At 52.7% G+C, this 22481-nt stretch carries 13 protein-coding genes; 8 read left to right on the forward strand and 5 right to left on the reverse strand.

Translation table 11 applies throughout. The features are described 5' to 3' along the window. Positions 1 to 2 precede the first annotated feature (2 nt). Positions 3 to 1373, reverse strand: coding sequence for an aldehyde dehydrogenase family protein (locus LQK91_RS15145; protein ID WP_105099617.1), 1371 nt, complete (start codon positions 1371 to 1373; stop codon positions 3 to 5). A gap of 458 nt (positions 1374 to 1831) precedes the next feature. Here LQK91_RS15145 and LQK91_RS15150 point away from each other — a divergent pair, with 458 nt between their 5' ends. The 5 genes from LQK91_RS15150 (at position 1832) to LQK91_RS15170 (ending at position 11502) form a co-directional block, all read left to right on the forward strand. Beyond that, positions 1832 to 2761, forward strand: coding sequence for a RepB family plasmid replication initiator protein (locus LQK91_RS15150; protein WP_003855845.1), 930 nt, complete (start codon positions 1832 to 1834; stop codon positions 2759 to 2761). Positions 2762 to 4376: 1615 nt separating this feature from the next. After that, positions 4377 to 5576, forward strand: a complete 1200-nt coding sequence (locus tag LQK91_RS15155; protein ID WP_003855844.1) for an AAA family ATPase — start codon at positions 4377 to 4379, stop codon at positions 5574 to 5576. A gap of 7 nt (positions 5577 to 5583) precedes the next feature. Further along, positions 5584 to 6555 (forward strand): ParB family protein, encoded by a 972-nt coding sequence (locus LQK91_RS15160; protein WP_003855842.1) that lies wholly within the window; start codon positions 5584 to 5586, stop codon positions 6553 to 6555. Positions 6556 to 8222: 1667 nt separating this feature from the next. Further along, the gene (locus tag LQK91_RS15165) at positions 8223 to 9674 is read left to right on the forward strand and encodes a sugar porter family MFS transporter (protein WP_003848221.1); all 1452 of its coding nucleotides are present in this window, start codon (positions 8223 to 8225) and stop codon (positions 9672 to 9674) included. A 328-nt stretch (positions 9675 to 10002) separates the two neighbouring features. Continuing rightward, complete coding sequence (locus LQK91_RS15170) at positions 10003 to 11502, forward strand: alpha/beta hydrolase (protein WP_105099616.1); 1500 nt, start codon at positions 10003 to 10005, stop codon at positions 11500 to 11502. A 39-nt stretch (positions 11503 to 11541) separates the two neighbouring features. Here the strand turns inward: LQK91_RS15170 and LQK91_RS15175 are convergent, their stop codons facing one another. Next, positions 11542 to 12396, reverse strand: a complete 855-nt coding sequence (locus tag LQK91_RS15175; protein ID WP_008924462.1) for an aldo/keto reductase family oxidoreductase — start codon at positions 12394 to 12396, stop codon at positions 11542 to 11544. Between the two features lie 95 nt (positions 12397 to 12491). Between LQK91_RS15175 and LQK91_RS15180 the strand changes: the two genes are divergently transcribed. Beyond that, positions 12492 to 13451: a LysR family transcriptional regulator gene (locus tag LQK91_RS15180; protein ID WP_105099615.1), complete on the forward strand. Its 960-nt coding sequence runs from the start codon at positions 12492 to 12494 to the stop codon at positions 13449 to 13451. Here the strand turns inward: LQK91_RS15180 and LQK91_RS15185 are convergent. Together LQK91_RS15185 and LQK91_RS15190 are read right to left on the reverse strand one after the other, a co-directional pair. Beyond that, on the reverse strand, positions 13403 to 17932 hold the full coding sequence (locus tag LQK91_RS15185) for an ATP-dependent helicase (RefSeq protein WP_425590762.1): 4530 nt from the start codon (positions 17930 to 17932) through the stop codon (positions 13403 to 13405). The two genes, LQK91_RS15180 and LQK91_RS15185, sit on opposite strands and share 49 nt — an antisense overlap. Positions 17933 to 18038: 106 nt before the next feature. After that, the gene (locus LQK91_RS15190; RefSeq protein WP_105099613.1) at positions 18039 to 19232 is read right to left on the reverse strand and encodes an MFS transporter; all 1194 of its coding nucleotides are present in this window, start codon (positions 19230 to 19232) and stop codon (positions 18039 to 18041) included. 288 nt (positions 19233 to 19520) lie between these two features. On the opposite strand from LQK91_RS15190, the gene LQK91_RS15195 reads away from it, so the two are divergent. Next, complete coding sequence (locus LQK91_RS15195; RefSeq protein WP_003848232.1) at positions 19521 to 19913, forward strand: VOC family protein; 393 nt, start codon at positions 19521 to 19523, stop codon at positions 19911 to 19913. A gap of 50 nt (positions 19914 to 19963) precedes the next feature. On the opposite strand, the gene LQK91_RS15200 is transcribed toward LQK91_RS15195, so the two are convergent. Then, positions 19964 to 20581, reverse strand: a complete 618-nt coding sequence (locus tag LQK91_RS15200; protein WP_105099823.1) for a pyridoxamine 5'-phosphate oxidase family protein — start codon at positions 20579 to 20581, stop codon at positions 19964 to 19966. 245 nt (positions 20582 to 20826) lie between these two features. On the opposite strand from LQK91_RS15200, the gene LQK91_RS15205 reads away from it, so the two are divergent. Beyond that, the gene (locus LQK91_RS15205; RefSeq protein WP_105099612.1) at positions 20827 to 22380 is read left to right on the forward strand and encodes a methyl-accepting chemotaxis protein; all 1554 of its coding nucleotides are present in this window, start codon (positions 20827 to 20829) and stop codon (positions 22378 to 22380) included. Positions 22381 to 22481: the final 101 nt, after the last annotated feature.

Here is a 22481-nt window from a genome sequence, read left to right on the forward strand (position 1 = left end):
AACTAGCGGCGGTCTTTCCACACGGTCTGCACGTTACAGAATTCGTGCACACCAAAGTGCGACAGCTCACGGCCGTAGCCGCTTTTCTTCACGCCACCGATGGTAACGCGCGGATCGGACGCGCCGTTGCCATTGATAAACACCGCACCAACCTCCAGCTGCAGCGCCAGTTGATCGGCAATCTCTTCGTTACCGCTCCAGACGGTAGCACTGAGGCCAAACTCACTGTCATTGGCGATCTCCAGTGCATGTTGAGGATCCCGTGCCACAGCAATAGCGGCGACCGGGCCAAACAGCTCCTGTCTGAATGCGGTCATGTTACTGGTGACATCTGCGAGAATGGTCGGCGCATAGTAGTTACCCTGCCCTGCTACTTTTTCACCACCCAGCACCAGACGTGCGCCTTCGCTCAGTGTCGCTTTAACCTGTCCATCCAGTTCGTCACGCAGATCGGCGCGAGCCATTGGGCCCAGGAAGGTGTTTTCATCCAGAGGATCGCCCATGGTGAGCGCCTGAACCGCGGCCGTGAAACGCTTTTCAAACTCTTCTGCAATTGGCGCTTCAATAATAAAGCGTTTAGCGGCCATGCAGACCTGCCCGGTATTCTGGAAACGCCCAATGACAGCAGATTTAACCGCTTCATCAAGATCGGCATCTGCCAGCACGATAAAGGGATCGGATCCGCCCAATTCCAGCACGGTTTTCTTCAATGCTGCACCTGCCTGTGCGGCGATGGCTGCGCCAGCCCGTACGCTGCCGGTTACGGCGACGGCAGCAATACGATCATCTTTGATGGCGACTGAGACACCGTCGTTGTCGACGTTGACCAGGTTGAAGCCACCCGCTGGCAGATCGGTTGCGCTGAACAGCTCAGCCATCAGTGTGGCGCTGCCCATGACGTTAGGCGCGTGTTTCAGCAGATAGGTGTTACCTGCCAGCAACATGCTCACTGCGCCTCGCAGAACCTGCCACAGTGGGAAATTCCATGGCATCACCGCCAGGATCACCCCGATGGGACGGAATCGTTGCCATGCATCAGCAATCTGGGTGGGCTGGTCGGTCAGCATTGCAGGGCCATGCTCAGCATACCAGTCGCATAAGTTGGCGCATTTAAGGACTTCAGCGCGTGCCTGCGAAATGGGTTTTCCCATCTCCGTTGTGATCATACGGGAAAGATCAGGCTCTCGCAGACGCAGTTGCTCACTAAGCTGGCGTAATACGCGAACCCGATCGGTCATGCTGCTGTGTTTCCATGTGGCAAAAGCTGATGCGCTGGTTTCAAGCGTCTGCTCCAGCTCTGCCGGGTTTTGCAGTGGATAGCGTGCCAGAATTTCACCAGTTGCGGGGTTACGTGATAGGGCATGTTCAGTCATGGTGCCGTTTTCCTCATTCTGTCAGTGATGGAGAGACGATACGCGCTGTAGTTGATGATGAAAAATGAATAATAGTGAGGAAGTTGTTTATTATATGAGAATCTGGAATTTGTGGTGCCAAGATTCAGTCAAGTAATCTGCTAATTGCTAACAATCATTTGCTGATAAATAACATGTACGAAGATTACGTTTTGAAGCAGTTTTCCACTTATACAGTGACCAGATCCTAAAAGACGATCCTTAATAGATCATAGAGAGATCCTAAGAGATCCCCGATCGTCGCAGGCCGCGCCCACCAAGGGCTAAAAGGGTGATCGTGTTCACTATAATCAGTAAAGTGTTCACTGTAATCAGTACTTTATTCACTGTACCAGGTAGAATGTTCACTGTAAACAGTGCTAATGTTCACTGTAGTCAGAAAACGATCCCTTTCATCCACAGAATGAAGATCTTACGCCATGGCAGATAAAGACAACGAAAACAAAGCGTTACTAGAACCTTTTCTGTCTGTGACAAAAAACAGTGGTGAAGTTATCCAGCTTCATCCCAACAAGAATAATACCGTTCAGCCCGTCGCATTAATGCGTCTCGGGCTCTTTGTGCCAACGCTGAAATCGACCGCTCGCGGGAAATCCGGGGCGATGGCCTCAACAGATGCGACGAAAGAGCTAAAGAACCTGACGCTGGTGAAAGCGGAGGGTTACGAAAAGATTACCATTACCGGCGCGCGGCTGGATATGGATAACGATTTCAAAACCTGGGCAGGTATTATTCAGTCATTCTCGCGTTATCCGACCAAAGGCGACACGGTCACCCTGCCGTTTATTGATTTTGTGAAGATGTGCGGCATTCCCTCTGCTAACTCTTCTGCTGCGCTACGAAAACGCCTTGATGCCTCGCTACGACGTATTGCGACCAATACCCTCTCCTTTGAAGGCAATGGCAAGGCGTATCATACCCACCTGGTGCAGTCTGCTTATTACGACCGTGAAAAAGATATCGTCCGCATTCAGGCTGATCCTAAGCTGTTCGAACTTTATAATTTCGACCACAAAGTACTGCTTCAGCTCCGGGCCATCTCCCGCCTCAAGCGTAAAGAGTCTGCGCAGGCGCTCTACACCTTCCTGGAGAGTCTGCCGACCAATCCGGCACCCATCTCCCTTGCACGTTTGCGTATGCGTCTTAACCTCGGTTCGAAGACCACTACGCAGAACCACGTGGTAAGGCGCGCGATGGAGCAGCTAAAAGAGATCGGTTATCTGGATTATTCAGAAGTGAAGCGCGGCCGCTCTGTGTTTTTCATTATTCACAGTCGCACGCCTAAGCTTGATGGTATCGGTAATCTGGAGAGCATTGATTCGCTGGATGAGATCGAGTTTGAAGATTAACGCCTGACGTTCACTGTAATCAGCATGCCTGCGTGGCAGTGTCACTTCCTCTGAGCAGGATGACATTGCTTCCATCACTTCACCCTTCACTATAATCAGTACTCCTCAGGCATTCACTGTAATCAGTATTGTTCATTGTAATCAGTAAAGGCTATGTGATGACCCGCGCCCCGATGTTAGCCTGCAACTCTCTACTCGTTTATTTATAAGGCCTTTAGAGTAAGTGTGTACTTACATACTTTATTGCTAGTATCTGTCTTTGACCTGTTTACTGATTACAGTGAATGTATGGATTCAGGCTAAGGGCACGTCTCTCTTTTACCGATTACAGTGAACGCTACTGATTACAGTGAATGTTAGTACTCTGTTGTGCCACTCAGGCTCATCGCGGGACCGTGCCTCCCAGTCAGTGATGACGGACAGGCCAGGCTGTTGATCAACGTGACACTGTTACTGATTACAGTGAATGTATGCAGGCTGACATCGTCCTCTTTCCTGCGCATTGCAGCCATCCCGTTTGCCATCTGGTCTACTGATTACAGTGAACGTTTATACCTGAAGCCCCATTCAGGGCAGTCCAGGTTGCTATGATTGAGCAGCGACGTCCTGCTGATTACAGTGAACGTTCTACTGAATACAGTGAATCTTTGTTGAGAGGATAGACGACCTGGAGCTTCCGCTACTGATTATAGTGAATGTTACGTCACAAGAGTCATGCCCTTATTGATGTGCAAAAGCAGAGGACCGCCTGCTCCAGGCTTGTCAGTCATAGCGTACACGTTGAAAGTCATAGTTTGTTTGTCACGGCTGGGCACCGGTTGGCGCTGTAAGAACGCGCACTCTCGACTGAACTACAGTGAATGTTTGTGAAGTCCTTCCTGTGTCTACTGACTATAGTGAATGTCGTTCGCTTCAGTCGGGATTTACTGATTACAGTGAACGCAGACGAACCCTTATCCTCTTCACCATCTGCCATCACAGCCTGGAATTTGGCGATGTCTGGCCTTTCATTTGGTCCCAATGCTTTATGACCCACTCACATTTAAATAGCCGGATATTGCTGACTACAGTGAACGTTTATGTCGCCCTACTCTTTCACGCTGACACCTGAAGGACGCATCTACTGACTACAGTGAACGTTCTTCCTGGCAAGACGCCACCCGGAGCAATTCTACTGATTACAGTGAACGTTTATACAGACAACGTTCAAATTCAGCATAGTGGGTGGAGCAACTGGCTACGTACCCACTAATCTCTTTAAAATACAGCTCATGACTGACTCACAAATCATCTGATATGACGTGGATTTGCTGATTACAGTGAACGCTTAATGAGTATTGAGAGATACCCTGAACTCGTCTGCTCTCGTTTTGCATCAGGTTTTCGTATTCCACTCCCTGTTTATCTGCTCACTACAGTGAATGATCTGCTGATTACAGTGAATGCTCTGCAAATTTTATCTGCAAAGACTATTCATACAGAATCAATAATGTGATGAAGCTCACCAAAAACCGTGTGCTCACATAAAAACGCATATCATGTTGAGATGATAATTTATTGCCTCACGTGCAGGATTTCTGTATAAAGTCATAAATCCTACATGTTTGGAGCAACCATGGCTAACGATGACAAACAGGTGATGAAAGTTGCACAGCGTTCAGAACGCATGCTTCTTAGCCTTACCGACCAGATTCAGGCGCAGAAGCAGGAACTGCATGAAAATACGTACTATCAGGTCTATGCCAAAGCGGCGTTAGCAAAGTTGCCCAAACTGACCCGTGCCAGCGTCGATTACGCGGTGAATGAGATGGAAGAGAGCGGTTATCAGTTTGATAAACGGGCTGCCGGTTCTTCTGTTAAATATGCCATGTCGATTCAGAATATTATCGATATCTACCATCATCGTGGCGTGCCGAAATACCGGGATCGTCATAGTGATGCTTTCACTATTTTTGTGGGTAATCTCAAGGGCGGCGTTTCCAAAACCGTCTCTACGGTTTCACTGGCCCATGCGCTTCGTGCCCATCCTCATCTCTTATATGAAGATTTACGCATTCTGGTTATTGACCTCGACCCGCAGTCATCGGCAACCATGTTTTTGAATCACGAGCGTTCCGTTGGGCTGGTAGAAGCCACTGCCGCACAGGCGATGTTGCAAAACGTCTCCCGTGATGAACTGGTTAATGAATTTATTGTTCCGTCGATTATCCCTGGTGTGGATGTGCTGCCTGCTTCGATTGATGATGCTTTTATCGCCTCAAGCTGGGACCAGCTTTGTGCTGAGCATCTGCCAGAACAGAACGTTCATGCTGTGCTGTACGACAATGTGATTGCCAAACTTAAAAAAGATTATGACTTCATCTTTATCGACAGCGGCCCACATCTTGATGCTTTCCTGAAAAATGCGATTGCCGCTTCAGATCTCCTGATGACGCCGGTGCCACCCGCTCAGGTTGACTTCCATTCAACATTAAAATACCTGACACGTTTGCCGGAACTGATTGCGATTATCGAAGACTCCGGCGCCACCTGTCGCCTGCAGGGCAACATTGGCTTTATGTCAAAGCTCTCTAATAAAGCTGACCACAAACTCTGCCATAGCCTGGCAAAAGAGATTTTTGGCGGGGATATGCTCGATGCCGCCCTACCCCGCCTGGATGGGTTCGAACGTTGCGGTGAATCGTTTGATACGGTTATCTCAGCCAATCCGTCAACCTATGTCGGTAGCAGCGAAGCGTTGAAGAATGCACGTTCCGCGGCAGAGGATTTTGCAAAAGCCGTCTTCGACCGTATCGAATTTATTCGCCTGAACTGAGGTTTGTATGAGCGCAAAAAGAATTACGATTGGCAGAACCTTCAGCCAGACTCCACTGGAAAATGACACGAATGACAGCCAGCATAACCAGACATTTGTACTGGCAACGGGCAAGCGCGCCCAGTTTCGTTTTGAACGTATTGCGGCAAGTGATGTTGAAAGTAAGACATTCGTCACGATGGAAACGAATGGCCGCGATCAAACAGGACTGACACCTGACTCACTGCGCGACATTATTCGTACCATCAAGCTGCAGCAGTTTTTCCCGGCTATTGGCGTAATGCGTGATGAGCGCATAGAAATCCTGGATGGCTCTCGCAGACGTGCAGCCGCGCTTATCTGTAAAACCGGGCTGGACGTGCTGGTTACTGATGCTGCAATTACACCGGATGAAGCACGCAGACTGGCACAGGATATTCAGACTGCTCGCGAACACAATTTGCGTGAAGTGGGAATGCGACTGTTAACGCTTAAAGATGGCGGTCTGTCGCAGAAAGAAATCGCTGAAAACCAGGGCTTATCACAAGCGAAAGTCACACGTGCGCTTCAGGCCGCCAGTGTGCCGTCAGATTTAATTGCACTCTTTCCTAATCAGGCTGAGCTTACCTATCCCGACTACAAAGCACTGCTTCAGGCTGCTGACAAATTGAGTGAGTCCGGACAAAGCACAGAAGCCCTGATTAAATCGATCTCGCGAGAAATTGATGTCGTCTGCGCCCGTGACGGGCTGGCTGAGGATGAGCTTAAAAATCACATTCTGCGTTTGATTCGACAGGGAAGTCAGACGCTGATGAAAGAACCGGAAAAAGACAAAACGCAGGCGACTGCGCTATGGTCATTTGCTGATAAAGATCGCTTTGCCCGTAAAAAGGTACGCGGTCGTATGTTTAGTTATGAATTTAACCGGCAATCAAAAGAGTTGCAGGAAGAGCTTGATAAAGTCATCGCTGAAACGCTCAAGAAATACCTTAACCGTTGAATCAACCTCACACCAATCAGCCAGCGCTTAACGCTGGCTTTTTTATTGGGCCTGAGAGCAATTAAAGGGGATGCAGAATCATGAATTTCAGGCTGAAATCGCCAGCCCGGAGCAAGGTGGTTTTTGTTTAAGCTTATGATTATTATTGGTTTTATAGAGTTTTCCCAGTCTTGCTGGCGCCTGAAATCGCCATATTATGTTGTCATGTAGTCAGAGCTGAAAATTATGAGTTAGCCGGCTGGAATACAATGAATAACAAAAGCGAATTTAATCTGATACAACAATAATCAACTTGCATCGATGTCAGCCTTCACTGAAAAAATAGTGTTAATGCAAGCACGTATTTTTCTGCTGGTTCATTAGTAACCAGTAACCTGAGATTTAACTTCTCCATAACTCGCTCCCTGAGGATAATGCGTAGCTCCCTCTGCGAAACTTTTGTCTGCAAAAGCCTCCGCCAGTATAATGTTCTATTAAATCATTGTTTTTAAATGTAAATTGCAGTTAATTTCAGCCTGAAATCGCCACTTGGTTAATGGCTATTCTTTGTTGAAACTGCACATGCCTGGAAAAATGAGAGCCTCTATGAATCTCACATTACGGTCAGAGAGGTCATGGATAGTGCATGAAAAAAGATACTCATAAAATATCCCTCACTTATCCACAGAAAAAGTGGATAACTTTTTTCTCGTAACAAACTTATTTTCTGAGCAATAGCATGTTCACGGTGTGGATCTCAGCGTAAAGGTATCAGGAATGGGGTTAGAGTAACGAAAGTGTCAGTGTTGAATCACAACCTGAAACCCGGTAAGCATCAGATTCACTATGTTGTGTAGACTCACTGAGCATCGCCAGCTAAACCCTATGCAGATGTCATTAAGCAGCATGAAAACAAAAACTATAAACAATCGCTGTTTACAGTGAATCTGGCATTACGCCGTTCTCAACGTAACCATCCCCTTTATCAGTGCCAGTTTACCCGCACTATCAGAATCAGGCGGCAGATAAACCCGCTGACCACTGCAATCAGTAAACAGAGTGTTGTGCAGCGTTGCACCACAGCACTTTTTATCATCCTGTGATATTTCATAAAGCAGGCTTTAAAGTGGCGAATAGATTTTAATGCTCAGCATCTCAAAAACATCTGACTTCTATATCCCACCAATATGTCTATTCCTTTACCCGCTTTGAGCTCACCTCGCGACCTTATCCCAGTCAGCAAGCAGTAATCAGGATTGTTGATTTGATTCGCTCGTTGCTAAGGGCTTCCCCACTGATTAAGCGGCGAACCAGGCAACCGTCACGTCTTCAGTAGTGGATGGTTAGCTGAGAATGAGCTGCGCAGCGGCACTCAGCAAACAAGAAACGGCATGGTTAGCGCGTTTAATAGAGCTGTGAACACAGACCTGTGCTGCTTCACAGCATGGCGAGTCTGTGGCGCATTCCAGTCGGTACGTCAGGGATTCGAAGTCAGAAAAGACGTTCAGGTGGTCACGGTTACTCCAGTCTCTTTCTTTAATTATTTATCTCCCCCTGAAAGGCGTATTGCTAAAGCTAACTTTCAAATACCGTCTACACTTCGTTGCCCAATCGGTAAATATGTTCCATTTCTATTCCGTATGAAATGTAATCAAACGGATGTTTAACTAATTAATGGCAGGAATATTATGAGTACGAATACACCAGACTCTGGTGAAGCAGGCGATCACGCGCCTGCGGATACGGTACGCCAGCGCATTTTTCTCGTGGTGCTGGTTGCCACTATGGGCGCGCTGGCTTTTGGCTATGACACCGGGATTATTTCGGGTGCGTTACCTTATATGAGTTCACCACCCGGTCAGGGCGGCCTGGGACTGAATTCATTTACTGAAGGCCTTGTAGCTTCTTCGCTGGTGTTCGGCGCCGCCATCGGTTCTTTCCTGAGTGGTTTCTTTTCTGATCGTTTTGGTCGCCGTATTACGTTACGCAGCCTGGCTGTGATTTTTGTTCTGGGTTCACTGGGAACGGCACTGGCGCCCTCAGTGAATATTATGGTGGCGATGCGCTTCCTGCTGGGGATTGCTGTCGGCGGTGGCTCTTCAACTGTACCGGTGTTTATTGCCGAGATTGCCGGACCGCGCCTGCGTGCACCTCTGGTAAGCCGCAATGAGCTGATGATCGTGACCGGACAGCTTATTGCCTATGTCGCCAGTACGCTTCTGAGTTATCTGCTGCATGATGAACATCTGTGGCGTTACATGCTGGCGATTGCGATGGTACCGGGATTCCTGCTGTTCATCGGCACGTTCTTCGTTCCTGCGTCCCCACACTGGCTGGTGGCGGAAGGGCGCTTAAAAGAGGCGAAAAAGATCCTGAAGTATCTGCGTGAAACGCCGCGCGAAGTGCGTCATGAGATGGCGCAGATGAAGAAGCAGGCGAGGGCGGCAGAACGCGGGCCGGATGCGAAAACACTGATCCGTGAGAAGTGGGTTATCCGTCTGATGATTATTGGTGTCGGACTGGGCTTTGTCGCGCAGTTTACTGGTGTCAACGGCTTCATGTACTACACACCGATCATTCTGAAGTCGACTGGTCTGGGGACCAGTGCCTCAATAGCCGCCACCATCGGTAATGGCGTGGTTTCTGTTCTGGCCACGTTTGTCGGTATCTGGGCCATTAGTCGCTTCCCGCGTCGCACCATGCTGATTACGGGTTTATGTCTGGTCATCACGGCACAGATCATGCTGGGCAGCGTGTTGACCTTTATGAGCTCCAGTGTGATGCAGAGCTATCTCGCCCTGGCATGCATTCTGATGTTCCTGTTCTGTATGCAGATGTGCATCTCGCCGGTTTACTGGCTGATGATGTCGGAGCTGTTCCCGATGCAACTGCGTGGCGTATTAACCGGTGGTGCTGTCTCACTACAGTGGATATTTAATGCTGTGGTGGCATTTGGTTTCCCACCTGTTATGGAATATGCAGGCAGCACGACCTTCTTTATCTTTGCCGCAATTAATGTCGGGTCGCTATTCTTTGTGATGGCGATGGTGCCCGAGACGCGGGGCAAGAGCCTTGAAGAGATTGAGTCCCACATGAAAGAGAAGTTCGGTGAAAAGCGCAGAGAGGCTGAAGCGTTATAACCCCTCAACGGATTCGGCCTGCCGGCCGGATCCGGTTTTACGTCGTTACCATTTCCCGCTAATTCATCCCTAAGCGCTTCCCTTCATCTCCAGGCCGCCAAAGCATTCACTGTAATCAGCAAATATTCTGTTCTATTTTTATACAGCGCTGGCGATTTCAGGCTGAAATCGCCAGCGTCTCTCTCTGCATTTTTCCGCTAAGTCTTTCTGTAAATCCGGATTAAGCTAGCATGACTACTGACAATGATCGCATCCCACTCTCCGCTATAATCGCAGCTTTTTATTCGCGTGGTGTCATTATGGGTTTTAATTTTTCAGGAAAGGACGTATGAACCGGAAGTGGAAAACGGCTAAACGCAGACTCTGGCGGCTGGGGATAGTGACGGGGCTGGTATTACTGTTACTTCTGATTATCCGCATTTATGAAGCCGAGCGCGGACCGGAGTTAAAGCGCTGGCACACCTGGATTCCCCATGAGCTGACCGCGAGCCAGCTGGATAACGCAACTTATGCTGATTATCTCAATGCCGAAGACCATCTTTTTAATGAGATGAAGCAGCAGGTCAGCGACAAACTTGAAGCTGAAGACAAAACGCCACTTAATCGATATTACGCCGGCAGCATGATCTACCCTGGCCGTTTCGTGCAGGACTGGAACCGTTCTTATATCCTGCGACCAACGGGCACCCCGCGCGGTGCCGTTGTCCTGTTACATGGTCTGACCGACAGTCCCTATAGCCTGCGCCATGTGGCAGACGTTTATTATCAACAGGGTTATGCGGTTGTCGCGATAAGGTTACCGGGTCACGGTACGGTGCCTGCCGGTTTGACGGATGTAGACTGGCAGGACTGGATGGCCGCCACACGTCTCGCAGTAAGAGAAGCGACCCGTCTGGCAGGCACGCAGACGCCGCTGCATCTGGTCGGTTTCTCTAACGGTGGGGCGCTGGCGGTAAAATACGCGCTCGACAGCCTGGATGATCACACACTGCGTCGTCCGCAACAGCTCATACTGTTATCGCCGATGATTGGTGTAACGCGTTTTGCCCGCTTTGCCGGTATTGCCGGGCTGCCCGCTGTATTTCCGGCGTTTTCAAAAACCGCGTGGCTGAACATCGTGCCGGAGTTTAATCCCTTTAAATATAACTCTTTCCCGGTTCACGCTGCCCGTCAGACCTATTTGCTGACGCAGGCGCTGCAGAAAGAGATCCAGCATTACGCACGGAATAAACAGCTGTCTGCCTTCCCGCCGGTACTCACTTTCCAGTCGGTTATGGATTCTACTGTCAGCACATCCTCGGTGATCCGCTCGTTGTACAATTTCCTGCCGGAGAATGGCAGTGAGCTGGTGCTATTCGATATCAATCAGGCGGTCAGCGTTAGTCCGCTATTTCGTCACTCCTCATACACCGCGGTAAATCAGCTTTTGCCCGCTGCCCGTCGCCGTTATGCCTCAACGGTTATCACTAATGCCTCAGCGACGTCGCTGGAAATGGTAACGAAAAGCGTGCCTGCCGGTGAGATTCAGGAACAGATTAAACCGCTGGCAATTGATTATCCGGCAGGTCTCTACTCGCTGTCGCATGTTGCCATTCCATTCCCTGCTGAGGATGGTTTATATGGCAGTGCACCCGCTAAGAAGAATGAGTTTGGTATTAGTTTTGGGACGCTTTCACTGCGCGGAGAGAGTGCCGTGCTGATTGTCGGGCTGGACTCGATCATGCGTGCTACCTCCAACCCGTTTTACCCTTACATGATTGAACAAATTGATCACCACATCAGTTGCAGCGACAAGCCGCCACTGGCAGCCTGCCTGAGCCATTTCTGAACCACCAGAGAATCAGGCCCGCAAATTGCGGGCCTGATGTTATATCGCGTTCAGCTTTTCCATCACCTCATCTGACAGTTGCAGACTGGCACTGGCGAGGTTTTCTTTAAGGTGTTCCGGCGATGACGTACCCGGAATCAGCAGAATATTGGGCGAGCGCCGCAGTAGCCACGCGAGTGCGACCTGCATCGGCGTAGCCTTCAGGGATACTGCGACCTCATTAAGCCGATCCGATTGCAGCGGGGAGAAACCGCCCAGTGGAAAAAACGGCACGTAAGCGATGCCCTGTTGCGCCAGCTGATCCACCAGTTCATCATCCTGTCGATGCGCGAGGTTATACATATTCTGCACGCAGACAATCGGTGTGATGGCCTGCGCTTCTGCAATTTGTGTGGCAGTGACGTTGCTCAGGCCAATGTGCCGAATCAGTCCCCGAGCCTGTAACGCCAGCAACGCCTCCAGCTGTGGCATCAGGGAGCCCTCTTTAGGTTTAGCCGGATGCAACATACTGCGCAGGTTCACGACCTCAATCACGTCCAGCCCAAGGTTGCGCAGGTTATCTTCCACTGCCTGCGTCAGCGCCTCGGGTTCCATCGCCGCCTGCCAGCCACCTTTCGCATCGCGACGGGCGCCTACTTTGGTGACAATGCAGAGATCCTGAGGATAAGGATAGAGCGCCTTTTTGATTAACTGATTGGTTTCATGCGGCCCGTAAAAGTCGCTGGTGTCGATATGATTGACACCAGCCGCGATAGCGTCGCGCAGAACCTGTATTGCCCTGGCTTCATCTTTCACTGGGCCGAAGACACCTGGCCCGGCTAATTGCATCGCGCCGTAACCAAGACGGTTGACTTCACGATCGCCTAACGGATAAGTCATGGTGGTATTTGACATGAAAACCTCCTGCGTGAATGTAGATCAATTGTAACGGTGATTTAGCTGTGCAACTATCGGGTGAAATCAGGACGGACTGTACGGGGTGGTGCACAATGGCGATCGATATGGCGCTGCTTGATGCTGTAGTCGCGGTAGCAAAAGCAGGAGGATTTCGGGAAGCGGCGCGCGTGACCGGAAGCAATGCCTCACGGCTCAGCGATGCGGTGCGCCGGGCAGAACAGCAACTGGGTATCCGACTGTTTCACCGCACCACCCGCACCGTCGTGTTAACCGAAGCGGGCAGGGCGCTGATGGAACGTCTGCTGCCTGCGATGAACGAAGTTAATGCTGCACTGGATGCGGTCAATCGCTACCGTAATACGCCTGGTGGGACGCTGCGTCTGAATGTCCCGGTTAGTGCCACCCGGCTGATACTGCCCGCGCTGGTACCGGAATTTCTGCAGCGTTATCCTGATATCCGGCTGGAAATCGTTGCGGAAAGCAATGTACAGGATGTTTTTCGTGACGGCTGTGACGCCGGGATTCGCTACGATGAGCGGCTGGAGCAGGATACGGTGGTGATACCCATAGGCCCGCGTCTGCAGCGTTTCGCGCTGGCAGCCTCACCGGCCTATCTTGCTGAATATGGCCGCCCGGAACATCCACGCGATCTTATCCATCATCGCTGTCTGCGGGGTCGCTACGCCAGCGGCATCATGGCGGAGTGGACCTTCAGCCGCGAGGGTGAGGAAATCAGTGTTGAAACCAGCGGGCCGCTGGTGGTCACCGTCGGGGGTGCTATGGATCTGGCGGTAGACGCGGCCATTGCCGGAAGCGGCATAATTTATCTGTTTGATGAGTGGCTCCGTCCAGCCCTGGACAGCGGCAAACTGGAACCGCTGCTGCAGTCCTGGTGGCTGACCTTTTCCGGCCCGTGGCTCTACTACAGCGATCGGCGTCTGATTCCGGCGCCGCTTAAGGCTTTCATCGACTTTGTACGCGAAACAAACGAGCGCGAAAAAACTCAGCTATACCAGCTGAAGCCTTGCGGCACGCGTGAAAATCCGGCGTGACGCAGTGCGTTAAGCAGCGATGACTGCATCACCGGTTCCCCATCTACCGTTTCCAGGGTAAAACTCGCCGACTTATCCCGTTTCAGCGCCATGCCCAGCACCGCCACCGCCGTCTGAAGCCGCGCGGGCTCTTCACTGAACGTCAGTAACTCTTTACCTGCTGGGGTCAGATAAAGTATCAGCGCACCGCCTGCGATCACAACCCGGCCACCCTGACGACGGGTCGGGCGAATACCGCTGGCATGGACCGGCCAGCTCAGCATTGCCCCAAACGGATTAGCCGGGTCGAGTGCGCTGAGTGCTACAGCCTCTGTCAGCGTTTCCGGGTTATCGGCCAGCACCCGAAGCCGCTCAATGGTCGGTTGGTCGGCAAACTGCGCACCGCCTGCCCCGGCGACAAACTGACCGCGCAGCAGCCGACCGGCATCTTCCATGCCACGTAAAACCGGCTGCAAAGCCGGAAATCCCCCGGGGATCTGTTCCGATACCGCGCAGCCACGGGTGATCACCCCGTAACGGTCGAGCAGGTTTTCTGCCAGTGACAGGCCAAGCCGGGCAGGCGTAATTTCCTGTCTGCGAATCCGCGACCAGCGACCCGCCAGCCTATTAACCGCAGGCCGGCGGGCGGGAAGCGCGCCTGGAGATAAGCGCTGTCCAAATCGGGTGCGCAGAGAACGCGTTGGGCGCGAACGGGTCATGACTGGTGTGGTCAGTAATCCACGTACCGCAATCCAGCTGTCGGAACTGACGTAGCCCTGCCACACCAGCTGCCACAGGGCATCATTGATTTCAGTGGGATGGGTCTCCTCATTTTCCATCTGCGCCATGATCTCATGAACAAACCACGAGCCACCGCGGCTTAATGCGTCGATAGTTGCTTGTTGTATCGATGTAAGGGGCTGGGTTGTGTCAATGACCGGCAGCGTTTCATCAGCAAATTCAGTCAGGTGAAACGAGATCAGACCATCACTCTGGCCCAGCGCTTTATGTCCGCACCAGATTACTTCGCCATTGGCTAACAGTTCGTCGAGCATCGCAGGCTGATAGTCGACTATCCGGGCGCGCAAAATTTGTGACTCCCACAACGAGGCAGGCAACGGCACACCCGCCAGTTGCTCGATCACCCGTAATAGCCCGTTGGTGCCCGATAGCTCTTCACGCTGCGCGCTAAGCAAGCCGTGACGCTCCAGCAGCAGACTGCCCCAGGCGGTGGGTGAAACAGGTCGGGTTGCTTCGCGTGCTGACTGCAGTGAACGTAAGCGCAGCCGTTTGAAGATGTCTGAGGAGACCCACTCTGTTTCCGATTTGTCCGCTACTGTGCCCATATTCAGCAGGCTGCCCTGCTGAAGCAGGGTAAACAGCACCTCATTCACTACGGCCACTCCCAGTCCAAAATGTGTAGCCAGCTGTTGAGCGTTAAAGAGCGTATGGGTCCGTGCGTAGCGGTTAATCAGATCGGGTAGTGGAGCAGCTTGTGGCACCAGAAATGTCGCGGGCAGGTCATCAGGCAATACCACGGAAAGCGCATCACGCAGGCGAGCCGCATCTTCAATCACCGCCCAGCGCAGTTCACCCGCGAGGATAACCGGAATGATTCGCCGGGCCGCAGAAAACTGCGCCAGTGCTTCTTTGATCTGCGTATCGTTGCCGCTAAAACGTGCCGCGATATCAGCAAGGGAGAGAGGACCGAGGTCGCGGAGCAGGTCGATGAGGCTTTCGGCATGCTGTGCGTCATAGCGGGTGTCAAAACGCTGCAATTCCTTTTCAACCTGTTCAACAACGTCTGGTGCCAGTAAATCACGCTTGCTGGTCTGGCCAAGCAGTTCACCCAGTAGATTACTGTCGAGCGCCAGCAATGACGCGCGCCGTTCTGCCTGGGGTGCATCGCTGGCATAGATAAACTCGGCGACATAGCCGAAAAGCAGTGGCGCAGCGAAAGGGGAGGGGTGTTCGGTCGTCACCTCTACCATTTTTATCTGGTCCAGAGCCAGCTTTTCCATGAGCTGGTGCAATGCAGGCAGATCGTAGACATCCTGCAGGCATTCGCGGGCGGTTTCGATCAGGATCGGGAAGTCGTCAAACTGACGGGCGACTTCCAGCAACTGACCTGCACGCAACCGCTGCTGCCAGAGCGGCGAACGCTTGCCCGGATTACGCCTCGGCAGCAACAGCGCGCGTGAGGCACATTCCCGGAAGCGGGCGGCAAACAGCGCCGACTGGCCGACACTCTGAGTGACCTCCTGAGTAAGCGAGTCGGCATCGAACCGGAACAGGTCAGCGGCGGGTAAATGCCCCTCACTGGCAGGAAAGCGGGCTACAATGCCGTCATCGCTGGCCGCAACAGAGGCATCGATACCCATACGTTGCTGGATACGAGCAGCAATCGCCAGCGCCCAGGGCGCATTAACCCGTTTTCCCCACGGCGAATGCAGGATGACCCGCCAGTCGCCGATTTCATCACGGCAGCGTTCTATCAGCAACGTGCGATCATCCGGCACGACACCGGTAGCCGCGCGCTGTTCAGCCAGTAAAGTCAGCAGATTCGTTACTGCACGGGCATCGAGTCCCAGCGCGTGAAGCTGTTGCTGTGCATCGTCCGGTGATGCCGCGTTTAGCTGACGCAAAAACATTCCCAGACTTGCCCCCGAATCCGCCGAGCGACCCACGCCTTCTCCTCTCCAGAAGGGCAGACGAGCGGGACGACCAGGTGCGGGCACTACCTGCACCTGATCATGGGTAATCTTCTGGATTCGCCATGACGTCGCGCCCAGGGTAATGATGTCGTTGACCCGCGACTCATAAACCATCTCTTCATCCAGTTCGCCAACCCGGCGGGATCCCGCCTGTTCTTCACCTTCTGGCAGAATGACGCTGAACATACCGCGATCGGGAATGGTGCCGCCGCTGGTTACGGCCAGATGCTGCGCGCCAGGTCGTGCCGTGAGCATTCCACTCAGGCGATCCCATACCAGTTGCGGGCGCAGCTGAGCAAAGGCATCTGAAGGAAATTTCCCCGCCAGCATATCGAGAGTGGCATCAAAGAGACGTCGTGACAGCGTGCGGAACGGATCAGCACGGCAGACCTGCGCATACCATTCGTCGGCCTGCAGGGGATCCATAGCGACGGCGGCCAGCGTCTGCTGCGCCAGGATATCGAGCGGGTTACGCGGCGGCGCCAGCGCATCAAGCTGACCCGCCCGCATCGACTCTATTATGACGGCGGAATCCAGCAGATCGCGTCGGGTGCGCGGAAACAGAATGCCGGTTGATACGCCGCCCACCTGATGTCCGGCGCGACCCACACGCTGCAGTGCACTGGCCACTGACAAAGGTGAGCCCACCTGGACTACCAGATCCACCGGCCCCATATCAATGCCAAGTTCCAGGCTAGACGTCGCCACCACGCAGCGCAGTCTGCCCTGTTTCAGCGCGGCTTCAATCTCGCCTCGCTGTTCTTTGGAGACAGAACCATGGTGCGAGCGGGCAATTAGATCGTCGTCAACTGTGCGCTCTGCATCCTGAACCTCAGCAGTTGCCTGCTGCGCCAGATAGCGCGCATTGAGCCGTGCAGTCAGTTTCTCTGCCAGCCCTCGCGAATTCACGAATACCAGCGTAGCGCGATGGGCCATGACCTGCTGCAGAATGCGCGCTTCAATGTGCGGCCAGATCGATCCGCTGGCAGAGGTGACGTCATCTGTCAGGTTATCAGCGCTGGCAATGTCAGTCATATCCTCAACCGGCACCTCAATCGTCAGATGCAGCGTGCGATTGGCCGCTGGGTTTACCACCTGCACTGGCTGACAGCCGCCCAGGAAGGCCGCGACCCGTTCCACCGGCCGCACGGTGGCGGACAGGCCAACGCGCTGGGCGGGCTTCGGCAACAGCGCATCCAGCCGTTCAAGGCTCAGTGCCAGCTGAGAACCGCGCTTTGATCCCGCGACTGCATGCACCTCATCGACTATTACCGTGGTCACGCCCTTCAGTGTCGTGCGCGCTTTTGACGTCAGCATCAGAAACAGCGATTCAGGTGTGGTGATCAGGATATCAGGCGGGCGACGCAATAATCTGGCGCGCTCAGCGCTGGGCGTATCGCCCGACCGCATGCCAATATTCAGTGTGATCTCGGGCTCATTCAGTGCCTGCCGCTCGGCGTAAACGCCTGCCAGCGGCAGATTCAGATTGCGCTGCACGTCGGCGGCCAGCGCTTTAACCGGAGAGATATAGAGTATGCGGGTAGTGGTTTCACGCGTGGGTGCTGGCTGGCTGGTTCTGACCTGAAACAGCGTGTCGATGGCGGTGAGGAAAGCCGCCAGTGTTTTTCCTGAGCCGGTAGGCGCGATGACCAGTGCATGTTCACCACGGGCAATCGCCTGCCAGGCCGCCTGCTGTACCGTTGTCGGCGCAGCAAACGCCCCTGAAAACCAGCGTCGGGTGGCGGGAGAAAACCTGGCTAAAACGGTATCTGATTGGGATTTCGACATCATACTCACGGTATTACGCAACCACTGCGCCTGAAATTTATCCGTTGAGTGTAAGTGAAAATCACGGTTTCAGGACGACAAGGCAGACATCTTACCGCCGCGGGCGTCAGGAACTGGCCGCGCCGGCCGGATCGCGACCTCTGACAGCCAGCAGCGACACCAGCGCCAGCACAATAATCGTCATGCCATAGCACCATGCGGTCTGATTCAAGCCGATATGGGGTGCAGCAATGCCTGCGGCAATAGCAGGCAGGGCAAAGGCAAGATAGCTTTTTATTAAAAAGGCGGCGAACAGCCCGGCACGCTCATGGCTTTCGGCTAACGGCATAATGATCTTCAGCACACTGGCGAAAATCGATCCAAAACCCTGACCCGCAATGGCGGTGCCCGCATAAAGCCAGACCACGCTATGCAGAGAAAGGCCCGTCAGGGTTACGCTGACACCCGCCATCAGCATCACTGTACCAATGACTAAAGCTCGTGCGGCGGGTAAAAGACGAAAAATGAACACCGCAGCCGACGCGCTCAGCATCAATGTCGCCACAATCGAGCCACCAATAAACGGCGATGTCAGGCCTGTTGCGTTCGCGACCATCGTGGGCATCAGTGACAGATAAAATCCGCCCAGCATCCAGGTCGCAATGTTAACCGGCGTCACTTTTAGCAACGGCCCCAGCGCGCGTCGCGGAATGCTGACCTGAGGGCGCAGTGCGGCCAGGACGCCAGGCTGGGGTGCAATCGTTTCAGGTATCAGCGGTAACAGTGCAATTGCGGCCAGCATCAGTAATAGCAGCAGCGCATAGAGCGTCACGGTAGGATAGGGCGCAAAAGTGACCAGGATTCCCCCTGCCAGCGTGCCCAGCGTCATTCCCAGAAAGGCGGTAATTGAGTTCAGAAGTGGACCGCGGGTTTTACTGGCGTCAATCAGGCTGGCTCCAAAGGTCGGCAAGGCGATACCGGTAGCAAAGCCCTGCACCAGCCGGGCAGCAATTAAGGTTGTGGCAGAGCTGGCAGTCATGAAGATCACTAGCGCAACCGCATTGATCCCCAGCGCCATCAGCATTAGCGGACGGCGGCCGGTAAAGTCTGACACTTTACCCACCGTCAGTAGCGCTGCCAGCAACGCGAAAGCATAAGCGCCAAATATCAGCGTCAGCATGGTCGGCGTGAGGTCAAACAGGCTGCGATAAAGCGGGTAAAGTGGCGTTGGCGCACTGCTGGTGGCTGAAATCAATGCCGCACCGGTAAAACTAAAAAGCGTGGTCCGGGTTGCGGCCTGAGGTGTCAATGCAGGATTCATGGAAATCACCTTAATGCAAAATATTAGCTTTTGCTAAGGTATACGACTACCCGCGTCTTAATGCAATATCTTTGCTTTAACGATTCCTGCGATCGTTACCAGGGTGTGCGTGTGTGCTTTTGAGGAAGAGGACGTGTTGAGAGCGCACATTGTATTGCCAGCAGCAATATAGAGTCGAAAAATCCAGTTTCATGACGCTCATCAATGAGTCATTTTTTGTTTTGCGAGTTGTTTTACAACAACATTTAGTCGAGTCTTTCTGCGAATAATAATCAGGGAGTCAGAGTAATGAAAATAGCTGAGATCGACCATATTCATCTTTACGTTGAAAATATTGAGCAGGCAGAGACGTGGTATAACAAGATCCTGGGCTTTTCCCGCGACAATGCACTTTATTTCTGGTTCGAACAGGGTGGACCGCTGGTTATAAGGAATAACCGGGCATCACTCTCTCTTTTTCTCAGAAGCACTCAGCTACCCGGTCACACCGTGGCCTTTGGCGTGGCAGCATCCTCATTTAGCGAACTCATCCCTGTTCTCAGAGACAATAAGATCCCATTCACCGTCAGTGACCACGCTGTGTCGATGTCCGTCTATTTTAGCGATCCCAGTGATAATAAAATTGAAATCACCTCATACGACTACGTTGATGCAAAGCAGATCCTTGAGGACCTGGTATGACGCCATCGCTGCCTGGCTTACTGACAGGATCTACTGATCCTGAACAGCATTCAATAAAGTGTGTTCTTCAGGCGTTCAGGCAGTGCTTTGTCGTAGGCATCGCCATCAATTTCTGCAATCTGTTTAAGAATTGAGCCGGTGCTGGGCAGTGACTGGCGGGATATTTGCGTTTCGGCATCCCACAATCCGGAGCGAATAATCGCCCGGCTACACTGAAAGAAAACACTCTCCACGCTAATGCGTAACACCGTTTTGGGGCGCTGGTTGTTGACGGCGAAGCGCTCAAGTAGCGCCGGATCGGTGCTGATCATCGCCGTGCCGTTAATACGTAATGTCTCACCAATACCAGGAATCAGAAAAAGCAACGCGACCCGATTGTCATACAGAATATTACGCAGGCTGTCGATGCGGTTGTTGCCGCGCCTGTCGGGTAACAGCAGGGTTTTTTCATCGTCGATTTCAATAAATCCTGCCGGATCGCCGCGGGGAGAAACATCCAGACCCTCCTGCCCGGACGTTGCCAGCGCGACAAAAGGCGAGGCAGCAATAAAAGGCCGATAGGCGGGGTGAATATGATCGGTCACCTTAGCAATTGAGGGCCTGGCAACCGACCCATAAAGATGCTCAAGTTCAGTCAGTTCAGTGATGATGTTGTGCTGCTCAGCCATTTTCATCGTCCTTTCATTGATAAATTTCCAGAATACTCACGACGATACGACACAGATCTTAAGCATGAAGCTAACGTCTGAAACGCGTCACAGAGTCCGGTTATCGCCGAGGAATAATAAACCGATACGTGCCGTAGTGTCAGCGACGAAATAATTTAATACCGGTCGTGTCTACATGTTTTCCCTTCTCTGCCGATACCAGGAATACATTACAACCTTATTACAACCGTTCATGAGACTCGCCAGTGAAAATTTCAACTCGACTGTATACCGGCTTTGGCCTGCTCATTTTGCTGTTTATTCTTTGCAGCGGAATCGCGTTACATGCCCTCAGCAGTGCCCGTAATGGCATGAATGATGTGGTCAATGTAAAGATGAAACGCTATCAGATGGTACTCGACATGCGCGGCAGCTTGCGTGACATGGGCATTGCGGTGCGCAACATGGCGCTACTGAACGATACCAAAGCAATGGAGCCGGAATGGAAACGGTTACTGGCCCAAAAGGCAATTTATATCACTAACCGTGAGAAGCTGGCCCGCATGATGGATGATGCGACTCCCGCTGCGCGCCAGGCTTTCGATAAAAGTCTCTCTGCCGAAAAAGCGACACTCGACTCACTTGAGCAAGCTGGCCGGTTGGGGCTGGAGAATAAGTCACAGGAAGCTACTGCCTATCTTCTGACGGTGACACGCCCCGCACAGCGTACTCTGCTTGATGCACTTAATACCCTTTCAACGATCCAGAGTGAGGAGGGGCAGAAAGCGGTGGTAATGAGCAGCGACTCCTCGGCGCGTACCGGCTTCACGCTGATGATTCTGGCGGGCATTTCCATCCTGCTGGCTCTGGCGACCTGTCTGTTCACTGTCCGCACGCTCATGCGTCAACTGGGCGGTGAACCCGCTCAGGCTCAGGTGCTTGCTGCCGCTATCGCCTCTGGCGATCTTACGACGACGGTGGCATTGCGTCGCGGTGATACCCAAAGCCTGCTGGCTTCACTGGATAGTATGCAGACCAATCTGCGTGAACTGGTCTCCCGCATCAAAGAATCTGCAGGCTCTGTTGCGCTGGCGGCGGATGAGATTTCCCGTGGCAACAGCGAGTTGTCTTCGCGCACTGAAGAGCAGGCGGCGGCATTGCAGGAAACGGCTGCCAGCATGGAGCAGCTTACCGCCACGGTGAAGAGTAATACGCTGGGTGCACAGCAGACAGCAGGCTCGGCCCGTGAAACCGCATCACTGGCACGCAGCGGTGAAAATGATGTTCATCAGATGTCCGAGACCATGAATGGTATCTCACTCAGTGCTGCAAAAATTCGCGATATCACCAGCGTAATCGAAGGTATCGCTTTCCAGACTAACATCCTGGCACTGAACGCGGCCGTTGAAGCCGCAAGGGCGGGAGAAGATGGACGTGGATTTGCGGTTGTGGCGGGTGAAGTCCGTTCCCTTGCGCAGCGAAGCGCGACCGCAGCACGGGATATCAAATCACTGATTGAGCAGACTGTTGGTCAGGTAGAGCAGGGCGTCTCGGTGGCAGCCGGAACCGGCCAGAGCATTCTGAAGATTGTCGGCATGGTAAGTGAACTGGCTGAAGCGATGGATAATATTTCCCTCTCCTCATCTGAGCAAATGCAGGGCATTTCTCAGGTCAGCATCGCCGTGAGTCAGATGGATGGCGTGACGCAAAATAACGCCGCGCTGGTGGAAGAGTCTTCGTCAGCGTCTCAATCGCTCTCTGAACAGGCCCATGCGCTGCGTGGCATGGTCGATTCGTTTCGTGTTCACAGTCCAGCTTAATTGTCAGGCGTAACAAATAAACGGACGCGAGCAACAGGCGCGTCCTTTTTTTATCGCAGATTAACGGCCTCGATCCAGCGTGCTCGCCTCAGTCGGGCCAC

The organism is Pantoea sp. MHSD4 (assembly GCF_021043305.1).
In the GTDB taxonomy this organism is placed as follows: domain Bacteria; phylum Pseudomonadota; class Gammaproteobacteria; order Enterobacterales; family Enterobacteriaceae; genus Pantoea; species Pantoea eucalypti.

Bases quoted from the DNA above. Each gene is read 5' to 3' on its own strand.
- LQK91_RS15145 (WP_105099617.1), bottom strand. From the start codon at position 1,373: ATGACTGAACATGCCCTATCACGTAACCCCGCAACTGGTGAAATTCTG.
- LQK91_RS15150 (WP_003855845.1), top strand. From the start codon at position 1,832: ATGGCAGATAAAGACAACGAAAACAAAGCGTTACTAGAACCTTTTCTG.
- LQK91_RS15155 (WP_003855844.1), top strand. From the start codon at position 4,377: ATGGCTAACGATGACAAACAGGTGATGAAAGTTGCACAGCGTTCAGAA.
- LQK91_RS15160 (WP_003855842.1), top strand. From the start codon at position 5,584: ATGAGCGCAAAAAGAATTACGATTGGCAGAACCTTCAGCCAGACTCCA.
- LQK91_RS15165 (WP_003848221.1), top strand. From the start codon at position 8,223: ATGAGTACGAATACACCAGACTCTGGTGAAGCAGGCGATCACGCGCCT.
- LQK91_RS15170 (WP_105099616.1), top strand. From the start codon at position 10,003: ATGAACCGGAAGTGGAAAACGGCTAAACGCAGACTCTGGCGGCTGGGG.
- LQK91_RS15175 (WP_008924462.1), bottom strand. From the start codon at position 12,396: ATGTCAAATACCACCATGACTTATCCGTTAGGCGATCGTGAAGTCAAC.
- LQK91_RS15180 (WP_105099615.1), top strand. From the start codon at position 12,492: ATGGCGATCGATATGGCGCTGCTTGATGCTGTAGTCGCGGTAGCAAAA.
- LQK91_RS15185 (WP_425590762.1), bottom strand. From the start codon at position 17,932: ATGTCGAAATCCCAATCAGATACCGTTTTAGCCAGGTTTTCTCCCGCC.
- LQK91_RS15190 (WP_105099613.1), bottom strand. From the start codon at position 19,232: ATGAATCCTGCATTGACACCTCAGGCCGCAACCCGGACCACGCTTTTT.
- LQK91_RS15195 (WP_003848232.1), top strand. From the start codon at position 19,521: ATGAAAATAGCTGAGATCGACCATATTCATCTTTACGTTGAAAATATT.
- LQK91_RS15200 (WP_105099823.1), bottom strand. From the start codon at position 20,581: ATGGCTGAGCAGCACAACATCATCACTGAACTGACTGAACTTGAGCAT.